The sequence below is a fragment of the Mesorhizobium sp. WSM4837 genome (assembly GCF_055811435.1).
Map to the genome: position 1 here is coordinate 1 of NZ_JBVVQE010000166.1, position 2625 is coordinate 2625.

General features: G+C 57.8%; 1 protein-coding gene and 2 pseudogenes. 2 read left to right on the forward strand and 1 reads right to left on the reverse strand.

Translation table 11 applies throughout. The annotated features are described in order from the left end of the window. Positions 1-326: 326 nt before the first annotated feature. Positions 327-1163 (reverse strand): hypothetical protein, encoded by an 837-nt coding sequence (locus AC0L3D_RS36335; protein WP_473647492.1) that lies wholly within the window; start codon positions 1161-1163, stop codon positions 327-329. Positions 1164-1649: 486 nt separating this feature from the next. Here AC0L3D_RS36335 and AC0L3D_RS36340 point away from each other — a divergent pair. Continuing rightward, positions 1650-2041: pseudogene (locus AC0L3D_RS36340) on the forward strand (transposase); the annotation flags it as partial. Between the two features lie 206 nt (positions 2042-2247). Next, positions 2248-2457: pseudogene (locus AC0L3D_RS36345) on the forward strand (transposase); the annotation flags it as partial. Positions 2458-2625 lie beyond the last annotated feature (168 nt).

Consider the following 2625-nt stretch of genomic DNA (forward strand, 5'->3'; position numbering starts at 1 on the left):
TCGATCACATGTCCAATGCTTCAGGTTCCTCCTTGCAAAATGGCTGGCATCCACACAAGAACTTGACGCACACAACTCGGAAGACTCAGACTCGCCGCCGAAGCCGGTGAGACCGAAGGTGTTCATCCTTTGCCGGATGATCCTTGATCATCGGCCAACCCCGAGCCCGCCCAACTAGAGAAGATTGAATAGTACTCTATTGAAAGCTAAAATCAGGCAAACTTTGGTGCCCATTGACAGGCAATTGCAAAAATTTTCCACACAGCAAAGGCAGGTGGTGGATCGCGAGCTCGACTCGCCCAGAGATCTGCCAGTCAATGACAGGCTCAGAGCGCTTCCCCTTGGGGTGCGGAGATGTAGCAGGACGCGTAGATGTAGCCCGTCGTGCGCTCTAGGCGATCCTCCATGCCGGTTTTGGCCATAGCTTTCAGGATTGCCTGCCGTTCCGTCGGAGTGGAAAAGCGGCGCTGGCGTTGTCTGAACCGGTCTTTGAGCTTGGTTTCCAACGCGAAACCCTGAAGGACTGCGGCGATGTCGTCATAACTGAAGGGGTGCATCGCGAAGGTGACGACCCACGGGCGTGACGTTGCCGATGCATCATACACGCGTGCAAAAGTTCGCCCGGTGGCGTAACCCACACAGCCTGTGCTGATGAGGATGTCCGCATCCATGAGGGCACAACGTTCCTTGACGGTCAAATCACGGGTTTCCAGATCAGCAGTGATTCCAGCCGCCAGTAGGCCCAGGCTCTGCGCGTAGCGAACGGCCCGGAACGATGGATCCACGCCAACGAACTGGATGTCGTCACGGAGGCCGCGATTGCGAAAGAAGGCGCGATGCTCGATCTCCTGTCGGCGCGAGAGTGATCCGCTGGGTTCCAGATAAGCAGCATAAAGGTCGTCGAGATCGAGATCGCTGCGCAGTAAAGCAGCGTTGATGCCATAGGAGCAACCGACATCGATGATCTTTAACCGGGTCTTGTTTCGAACGCGTCGGTAATCGGCGAAGATCCGTTCGAAGACCGGCTTGGCCCGATCTGGAATCATATAGTCCAAGGCCAGATGTGCGCGAAAATAGGAGTGGGGCCACCTGCGATTATAGACTGCTGTGAAATCGTGCTTGGTTTCCTGAATGCTGCTGTGCACCGCAATTGCTGGCGCCATTGTCTACCTCACTGCCCTGTGGGCTTGGGCTCGCAGCCGATGACCAAGATGGTCCTGTCTGAAATCGACAGCAGCAGCGAGCGTATTTTTGGGAACTGTGGATTTACCGATACTTCCCCTCCCACAGAATGCGATCTGACACTGACCTGACATGCCGCTTTCCTTCCTTCTGTGGATTGCGAGGTGTTCCACAACATGAAAATCGATCGGCAGCCCCTGCCGCCTCGCCGAAAGGGAGCCTCAAAAGTCGTGCCAACTGCGCAGAAGACCCACAGAAAGCATTTTCTGCCTGTTAATCAAGGCTTTAAATGAGAGTGCAGCAGAAAGCCAAGCAGAACAGCAACGTGTCTCGTATTCGACAACCCGACAGGAGCTATCGATTGCCTGGCGGGAATTCAGATGGATTTACCACCGCCGCGTTTTGCTGGGTTTCGTCCATGACCAGTTCGCCCGCGGCCGCCGGTTCCGAGTGCTCGACATCGTCGGTGGAGCCGCGTGGATCGCATTATCGCCTCGGCCGGTATCGGCCCCCAAGGCGCCGACACCACTTCATCGTCACCAATCTCACCGGTGGCCGGGCCAATGCACTCTACGAGAACCTCTGCTGCACGCCACGGAGCGGCCGAGAACCCCATCAAATCCTGGAAGACACATATCGCCACCGACCGAACGTCCTGCACCAAGGCGCCAGTTCCGGCTGTTCCTGCATGCCGGCCCCTATTGGTTGGTGTTGGGCCTGCGCGCCGCGATGCCGAAGCGCTCCAGCGCCCTGCGTTTACGCCTCATCAGGATCGCCACGGGTGGTCGAGATGAAAAACCAAATCCGCCTACGCATGCCGACATCCTGCCCCAACCAAGGCATCCCTGCCGGGACGTGAGCCGAGCCATTCCGCTGATGGGCTTGCACCGCTGGCTCAGCAAAGCGCGTCGTCCACATTGAAGGCTCGTCCCGCGAATCTACATGCGGCGACCGATGTTGACCGCGACGACAACCGTGTACCCGGCCAACGCATCTCCGAGCGCAAAGATACTTGACGTCCCCACGCGATTAGACAACCTCATCAAGCTCCTGCCCACAAGGCGGCGGGCCGGCGCGAGGCTCATGTTCCTGCCGCCCTAGAGCCCCGACTTCAATCCGATCGAAAACGCCCACTCAAAACTGAAGGCTCTTATGCGCCAAAGCCGAGAGGACAATCACGAGCCCTGTGGAACACCGTCGGAGCGCTCGTCGATCTTTTCACCCCAGCCGAATGCGAGAACTACTTCAAGGCCGCAGGGGTATGACCCGGATTAAACCGGACGTGCTCTAGGAAGGCGATCGGGGTTCGGTGGCCTGAAGCGGCGATCTGGTTACTATTGTGATGCATTTTCGCAAGCCTCGTCGCGCGACAGAACCCGCACCACCGCCATGGCGTTGCCCGTAGCCTCGATGACAACCTCATCCGTCCGTCGCAAACTGCGG

Bases quoted from the DNA above. Each gene is read 5' to 3' on its own strand.
- AC0L3D_RS36335 (WP_473647492.1), bottom strand. From the start codon at position 1,163: ATGGCGCCAGCAATTGCGGTGCACAGCAGCATTCAGGAAACCAAGCAC.